General features: G+C 65.4%; 6 protein-coding genes. All 6 read right to left on the reverse strand.

All coding sequences use genetic code 11. From position 1 onward, the window contains the following. Positions 1 to 137: 137 nt before the first annotated feature. The gene (locus ACO1P8_RS09795) at positions 138 to 2,558 is read right to left on the reverse strand and encodes a xanthine dehydrogenase family protein molybdopterin-binding subunit (RefSeq protein ID WP_486295701.1); all 2,421 of its coding nucleotides are present in this window, start codon (positions 2,556 to 2,558) and stop codon (positions 138 to 140) included. After that, on the reverse strand, positions 2,542 to 3,063 hold the full coding sequence (locus ACO1P8_RS09800) for a (2Fe-2S)-binding protein (protein WP_486295702.1): 522 nt from the start codon (positions 3,061 to 3,063) through the stop codon (positions 2,542 to 2,544). Before ACO1P8_RS09800 ends, ACO1P8_RS09795 begins: the two co-directional genes overlap by 17 nt. Beyond that, a complete protein-coding gene (locus ACO1P8_RS09805; RefSeq protein ID WP_486295703.1) occupies positions 3,060 to 3,950 on the reverse strand; it encodes an FAD binding domain-containing protein in 891 nt (296 codons plus the stop codon). Before ACO1P8_RS09805 ends, ACO1P8_RS09800 begins: the two co-directional genes overlap by 4 nt. 9 nt (positions 3,951 to 3,959) lie before the next feature. Then, on the reverse strand, positions 3,960 to 4,955 hold the full coding sequence (locus ACO1P8_RS09810; RefSeq protein ID WP_486295704.1) for an ABC transporter substrate-binding protein: 996 nt from the start codon (positions 4,953 to 4,955) through the stop codon (positions 3,960 to 3,962). 112 nt (positions 4,956 to 5,067) lie between these two features. Beyond that, entirely contained in the window at positions 5,068 to 6,048 is a 981-nt protein-coding gene (locus ACO1P8_RS09815) for a tripartite tricarboxylate transporter substrate binding protein (protein ID WP_486295705.1), read from the reverse strand. A gap of 398 nt (positions 6,049 to 6,446) precedes the next feature. Then, the gene (locus ACO1P8_RS09820) at positions 6,447 to 7,139 is read right to left on the reverse strand and encodes a 4-carboxy-4-hydroxy-2-oxoadipate aldolase/oxaloacetate decarboxylase (RefSeq protein ID WP_486295706.1); all 693 of its coding nucleotides are present in this window, start codon (positions 7,137 to 7,139) and stop codon (positions 6,447 to 6,449) included. Between the last annotated feature and the right edge of the window lie 288 nt (positions 7,140 to 7,427).

Raw genomic sequence — 7,427 nt, forward strand, 5'->3', positions numbered from 1 at the left:
GCCCGAAGGGTGAGTACGCAAACCGGCGCCTGGCCGCGTTACGAATGCTCGCCGTGGCATCACCACGACTGCGCTTCGTGCCTTGCCATCCACCGGTTTGCGTACTCATGCGAGGCTCCTTCTAGCGTTAACAGGCCCTAGGACACGTCCGCGTCGGCACTGCGCCCCGCGCCCGCATCCAGGCATTCCAGCAGGCGCACCGGCGTCAGGGGAAACTCGGACAGGCGCACGCCGTGGTCGGCCAGCGCATGCTCGATCGCACCGATAACCGCGGCAGCGACCGGAATCGTGGCGCACTCACCCACGCCCTTTACGCCCAAGGGATTGAGCGGCGTCATGGATGGCTGGAATATCACCTCTATATCCGGCACTTCGGGCGCGGTCGGCAGCAGGTATTCAGCGAACGTCGTCGTCAAGGGCTGACCCTCGCTGTCGTACCCCATCCACTCGAACAGCGCATTGCCGATGCCATGCACCACGCCGCCATGCACCTGGCCCTCGGCCAACATGGGATTGATGATGCGCCCGCTGTCCTGCACGGCGACATAGCGAACGATATTGACAGCGCCGGTCATGACGTCGACCTCGACTTCGCAGGCATGCGAAGCGCCGGCGTACGCTTGTGCATCGCAATGGAAATGCACGGTCTCGTCCAGGCCCGGGTCTCCCGGCACCGGTAGCGCGTACCCGGGCACACCTTTCAACAGCATGGCCAGGCGCGCCAGCGCGACCGACGATCCCGCGCCGGCCTGGGAGACGACCTCGCCATTGGCCAGGGTCAGGGTGTCGGGCAGCACGTTCAACAGCACCGCCGCCGCGTCCAGGATCTTGCGCCGCAGACGGGCCGCGGCTTGATCCACCGCGGTGCCGGCCATAATCGCCTGGCGGCTGGCGAAGCCGCCCATGCCGTAGCCGATGAAGGCGGTATCGCCGGCGACCACCTGCACGGCCTCAGGCGCGACGCCGAGGTGGCCCGCGCAGATCTGCGCCAACGTCGTCTTGATGCCCTGCCCCATGGCCAGCGCGCCGGTGTACACCGTAATCTGGCCGGAAGGCTGCACGCGAACGCGCGCCGATTCGAAAGGTCCGCGCCCCGTCGGCTTGACGCTATTGGCAACGGCGATTCCCCGGCACAATCCCTTGTCTCGCGATGCCTGCTTGCGCGATTCGAACCCGTCATAGTCGACGGCCTGCAACGCCCGCGCCTGCAAGCCGGGGAAATCGCCGCTGTCGATGGTCAGCGGTACGCCGGCGCGGGACTTCAGCGGCTTGGTGTAGGGAATTTTCTCCGCCGGGATCAGGTTGCGCCGCCGACACTCCGCGCGGTCGATGCCCAACTCCGCACTGACCCGGTCCAGCAGGCGCTCCATGACGAATGCGGCCTGGGGATACCCTGCCCCACGAACCGTGGCAACCGGGACCTTGTTGGTATAGGCAACCGCCACGTCCAGATGGTAGGCCGGCACGATATAAGGGCCGGTCATCGAGGAAGCCGCGTTGTACGGCACGTTGGTCCCCTGCGGCGTGTAGGCGCCATGGTCGTGCACCATGCGCCCGCGCAGTCCCAGCAGGCATCCTCGTCGGTCCACCGCGACCGCCATCGACCAATACTGGTCGCGCTCCTGGATGGCGCTCACGAAGTTCTCGCGCCGGTCCTCCACCCATTTGACGGCGCGGCGCAGCTTGCGCGCCACGGCAGGCACGGCGATCTCCTCAGGATAGATCATGAACTTGGCGCCGAAGCCGCCGCCTACATCCGGCGTGACCACGCGCAGAAGGTCCTCTGGCTGGCCCAGCATCAAGGCGATCGTATAGTGCAGTTCGTGCGCCATCTGCGTCGACGACCAGACCGTCAGCTCGCCAGACGCCGGGTCCGGCCGTGCCAGCACGCCCCGGCCTTCCATGGGATGGGCACAGCCGCGATGGACATGGAATTCTTCTTGCACAACGCGGTGCGCGCCGGCGAACGCGGCTTCGCAATCGCCGTACGACAGGGTGTATTCCTGCAAGGCGTTGGACACCAGTTCGGTGCGCACACGCGGCGCCTGGGGGGCCAACGCATCCCGGCAATCCGATACCGCGGGCAGGACTTCGTAATCGACCGATACGGCCGCGGCGGCATCCTCTGCCTCATGGCGCGAAGATGCGACGACGATCGCCACCGTTTCGCCCACGAACGCGACCTCATCGGGCGCCAGCACGAAAGGCGTCGTATCCGCCGGCAGATTGGCCAGCGGGAAACCCAGCGGCATACGCCATTCCGTCAATTCCCCGAAGAGGTCTCGCGCCGCATAGACCGCCGCGACGCCCGGCATTGCGCGCGCCGTCGCCACGTCAATGGAAACAATGCGCGCGTGCGCATGGGGGCTGCGCACGAAACACGCATGCAGCGGCGCTTCGACCTGGATGTCATCAACGAAACACGCCTTGCCGGTCAATAGTGCCTCGTCCTCGATGCGGAGCGCGGCTTGGCCGATGCCGGGATTCGGCATGACCGGGGTACGCGATTCCGGGTACGGCGCGCTTTCGCGCGTCTTTCGTTCAAGCGACACTTCCATCGATCCGTCCTTCGCGCAGCCGTCGTGCCGCGCGCAGCGCCGCGGCCACGATATTCTGGTAACCCGTGCAGCGGCACAAATGGCCGGACAGGACCTCGCGGACCAGGATTTCGTCCGGGTCCGGCCGCTCGCGCAGCAGTTCCACGAGCGACATCAGTATCCCCCGCGTGCAATAGCCGCATTGCAACGCATGCAATTCATGAAAGGCTGCCTGCAAGGGATGCGGCGTACCGTCGCTGGCAGCCAGGCCCTCGATGGTTTCGATGCCGCAGCCTTCCGCCTGCACCGCAAGCATCAGGCAGGACCGCGCCGAATGGCCATCGACCAGAACCGTACAGGCACCGCAAACGCCATGCTCGCAGCCGATGTGCGTGCCGGTCAATTTCAACTCTCCACGCAGGAAGTCCGCCAGATGCACACGCGGTTCCGCCGTGCCGCAACGGACCTCGCCATTGACCACCAGCCGTATCGGCCGGGTCTCGCGTGACGTGTCGTCCGGGTTCATGATGATGCGGTCTCCTCATAGGCGCGCGCCCGCTGGACGGCCTGGTCAAGCGCGCGGCGCGCCAGCACGGCTGCCAGCCTGCGCCGGTACCAGGCCGGGACATAGCTGTCTCCCGTGGCGTCGACCTGTCCGCACACCGCGGCGGCCGCGGCGAGCGCGTCGTTGTCTGGCGCGCGGCCCAGCAGTGCCGCCTCGGCATCGCGCATGCGCAGCGGCGCGATGCCCACGCCGCCCAGGGTCAGCGAGGCGCGCGCGATGCGGCCCTGCTCGTCCAGCGACACCAGCGCTGCGCACGAAACGATGGCGAAATCGCCATGGCGCCGCGCGAACTCGACGAAGGCATGCCCATGGCGCCGCGACCACAGGGGCACGCGCACCGCGGTCACCATTTCATCGGGCTCGACGGCGGGAGTCATATACGCGGCGGGAAAGTCCGTAATGGACAACTCGCGCGTACCGCGCCGGCTGCGCACCACGATCGTGGCATCCATGGCCATCGCCACCGTCGGGATCTCCGCGGAAGGATCGAGCTGACAAAGGCTGCCGCCCACGGTGCCCCGGTTGCGCGTCTGCCGGTGTCCCACGTGCAGCACGGCTTCGCGCCACAGGGGCAGCCGCGCCGCCACCAGGGGCGAAAACTCGACATCGCGCTGGCGCGTCATCGCGCCGATTTCGATCGCATCGCTGCCGTCGCTTTCGCGCAGATAGGCCAGCTCGGGAATGCGGTTGATGTCCACCAGGCAGTCCGGGAATGCGAAACGCATATTGAGCATGGCGACCAGCGATTGGCCGCCCGCCAGAATGCGCGCGTTTTCCGTCGCGCCCAGCATGTCCAGCGCCTCGTCCACCGTACGCGGCGCCAGGTAACGCAGGACCGGGGCTTTCATCCTCGTCTATCAGATCTTGGACAGATCCAGCGCCGACTTGGCGAACAACTCTTCCGGCGCGACCTTGCGCTTGGAAAGCCCCTGTTCGTAGTGGTAGCGGGCAAAAGTCTCGATCGTATGTCGGTTGGCCTCCATGCCGTAAGGCCAATAGTCCTCACCCATGATCGAGCGCGCCTCGTTGTAGTGGTGCACCATCCACGGCAGCGTCACCGCCAGGTGGCAGATTTCGTTCAGCTCCTTCACCGCCAGCGCCTTGGCCTTCAGGAAGGCCTTGTAGACACTGACCGGCAGCCACGGGTTCTCCTCCACCAGCGATTTCCGGATGCCCACCATGTGCATGATCGGGAAAATTCCCGTGCGGCGGTAGTAATCCTTTTCCGCTTCGATGTAGTCGCCGAACAGGCGCCCCACATCGGGCGCGCCGCGCAGGAAGCACGACGGCGCGCGAGCGCCGATGTAGCCATCGATCTCGCCCGCCTCCAGCATGCCGGACAGGGTCTTGTCATCGGGGATCTGCCGCAAGTCGATTTCATCGCCCAGTTCGATGGGTGCGCGCTCGCCGCGGCCCGGCTCTTCGATGCCGCCGCGACGCCATTTGATGTCGCTCGGCTTGACGCCGTATTCGGCTTCCAGGATGCCGCGGATCCACACGTTGGCGGTGATCTGGTATTCCGGCACTCCGATGACCTTGCCGCGCAGATCCTGCGGCGTCTTGATGCCACGGTCGGTGCGGATATAGATGCCCGATTGCCGGAAGACGCGCGAGATGAACGCCGGCACCGCGACGTACTCGTTGTCGCCGCGCGCCGTGGTCATCATGTGGCTGCTCATGGAGATCTCGGTAACGTCGAACTCCTGGTAGCGAAATGCACGGTGGAAGGCTTCTTCCGGCTCGATCGGTACCGCGGCGACCTCGCACCCCTCGATCGGCGCACGGCCATCGAACAATGCCTGCGTACGGTCGTAAGCGCCGCAAGCCAGGCTGATTCTCAACTTGTTGCTCATCGAATACTCCTTGTTATTCAGCTTGCCATGGAAGAACCGCCGGGGCGCCGCCCCGGCGTCGCCGGCCGATACCGCTGCGCGCGGCTCGCCGGTAGTGTTTTCAACCTTCCGGCTAGTCCGCGGACAGGCCGATCTTGTGTGCCAGCGCGGTGAACTTGTCGATATCGCTGGACACCATCTTCTGGAATACCGCCGGTCCGTCGGACGCGGTGTCGTAGCCCAGGCCAGCCAGTTTCTGCTGCACGTCCGGGCGCTGCATGATCTTCGCGACGCCGGCATAAAGTTTTTGCTTGATATCGTCGGGCGTGCCGGCCGGCGCCAGCAGGCCGTGCCACTGCGTCAGCTCGTAGCCGGGATAGCCCTGCTCGGCGACCGTGGGCACGTCCGGCATCAGCTTGGAGCGCTCCTTGGACGTTACCGCCAGTGCGCGCAGCTTGCCGGCCTTGATGAAGGGCAGCGCACTGGACGCGGTAATCACCGCCAGGCCGATCTGCCCGCCCACCACATCATTGAGTGCCGGGCCGCAGCCCTTGTAAGGCACGTGCACCATATTTATCTTGGCCTGCAGCTTTAATAGTTCGCCCGCCAGGTGCTGGGGCGTGCCGTTGCCGCAGGATCCGAAAGAGACGTCATTGCTTTTCGCCGCGGCCACCGTGACATCGTGCAGGTTCTTGTAAGGGGACCCTGGCGGTACGACGAGTACCGACGGCACATAGGCGATGTTGATAATGGCGTCGAAATCCTTTTTGGGATCGAACGGCAAGGTCTTGAAGACGCCGGGATTGACCGCGAAGGAACTGTTGACCATTAACAGCGAGTAGCCGTCCGGGGCCCGCTCCTTGACCACCCGCGCCCCGACGTTGCCGCTGGCGCCCGGACGGTTCTCGACGATCGCCGCTTTCCCCAGCGTGTCGGCCATGTAGTTGCCGACCAGTCGGGCCAGCATATCCGTGCCGCCCCCCGGCGGGAACGTAACGATGATGTCGAAGTTCTTGCTTGGAAACGACGCGGCGTCCTCCGCGGAAGCGGAGGCCCCGCCCGCCAGGCATAGTGCGGCGACGGCGGTTCCGAGAATCAGCTTGTGCAGCTTCATGGCTTGCTTACCCCTTGTGTGCCGGCGCTTCGTGGCGCCTGTTTGACGACCAATTAATCAGCCTACTGAGCTTTTTGCTCATAATACTGAATATCTAGCCGATGGCAGCTAGGGGAAATACTTACCGACCCTCGCACTGCGTCGCAGGCCCGTGGCACCAACGAAACTTCGCTCAGGGGAATGAAAGGAAAGCGGCCCATGAAAAAGCCCCGAAGGTTGGATCGATGTCCAGCCTTCGGGGCTTTTCCCTACGCTGTCGTGCACTGACAGACCGCGAGCCGTATGCCTCGTGCCGCTTAGCCCCCCGGCCGCGGACCACGCATGTGTCATCCAGCATCCGGGTACCGCGCGGTCGCCCGTCGCGTGGGCAACGACGCCCGCCAGGCGTCCGTATGGGCTCAGGGCAGATCGGCTTCGCTATCCACGTAAACCAGCCCTGCTTCACGCAGCTTGTCGCGCATGCCATAGATATCCAGACCGAGCTCGCCGGCGGCCAGGCGCTTGCGGTTCAGGGCCTCCTTCTGCAGGCGTGCCTCGCAGGCGTGAGCGACTTCAGCGGCGCGGCGGCGCGGCACGACGACAATACCGTCGTCATCCGCCACCACGACATCGCCCGCCGACACCATGGCGCCCGCGCACACCACCGGCAGGTTTACCGAGCCGGGCGTGGCCTTGATGGTACCTTTGGCGGAAATCGCCTTGGACCACACGGGAAACTGCATATCCTTGAGCGCTTGCACGTCGCGACAGCCGGCATCGATCACCAAACCGGCGATGCCCCGCGCCCGCATCGACGTCGCCAGCAATTCGCCGAACATGCCGTCTGTGTTGGGAGCGCTGCACGCCACCACCATGACGTCGCCGGGTTGGCAAAGCTCGATGGCGGCATGCAGCATCCAGTTGTCGCCCGGATGGGCGAGCACGGTGACCGCGCTGCCGCCGATGGCGGCGCCCGCATAGATCGGCCGCATATACGGCTGCAGCAGGCCGCTGCGGCCCTGCGCTTCATGAACCGTCGCTGTCCCGGCCGCCGCCAGCTGCGCGATAACCGCGCCATCGGCGCGCTGGATATTCCGTACGGCGTAGCTCATCTCATCGCTCCAAAGCACGACACGCCCCGCGCATCGCACATCGCAAAAAAACAGGTGCTCCCAACCCGCACCCCAAAGATCCGGCCCCACCAGCCCTCCAGCGTCGCCCCCTCGAAGGGGAAGCGCGCAGCGCTTCAAGGGTGGGATCAGCCACAACCGCCACCCAAAAAAACAGCTGCCGCCGACCCGGGACGCCGAGGATCCGGCTTGTATGGTTAGGGGGTGTTGGGGTGGAGGGCCTGAATTACCGGATATCGGGTAGGACCGACTGGCGGAGATTGCCCCCAC

The sequence above is a fragment of the Bordetella sp. genome (assembly GCF_057362025.1).

Coding starts and splice junctions, on each gene's coding strand:
- ACO1P8_RS09795 (WP_486295701.1), bottom strand. CDS start 2,558: ATGGAAGTGTCGCTTGAACGAAAGACGCGCGAAAGCGCGCCGTACCCG.
- ACO1P8_RS09800 (WP_486295702.1), bottom strand. CDS start 3,063: ATGAACCCGGACGACACGTCACGCGAGACCCGGCCGATACGGCTGGTG.
- ACO1P8_RS09805 (WP_486295703.1), bottom strand. CDS start 3,950: ATGAAAGCCCCGGTCCTGCGTTACCTGGCGCCGCGTACGGTGGACGAG.
- ACO1P8_RS09810 (WP_486295704.1), bottom strand. CDS start 4,955: ATGAGCAACAAGTTGAGAATCAGCCTGGCTTGCGGCGCTTACGACCGT.
- ACO1P8_RS09815 (WP_486295705.1), bottom strand. CDS start 6,048: ATGAAGCTGCACAAGCTGATTCTCGGAACCGCCGTCGCCGCACTATGC.
- ACO1P8_RS09820 (WP_486295706.1), bottom strand. CDS start 7,139: ATGAGCTACGCCGTACGGAATATCCAGCGCGCCGATGGCGCGGTTATC.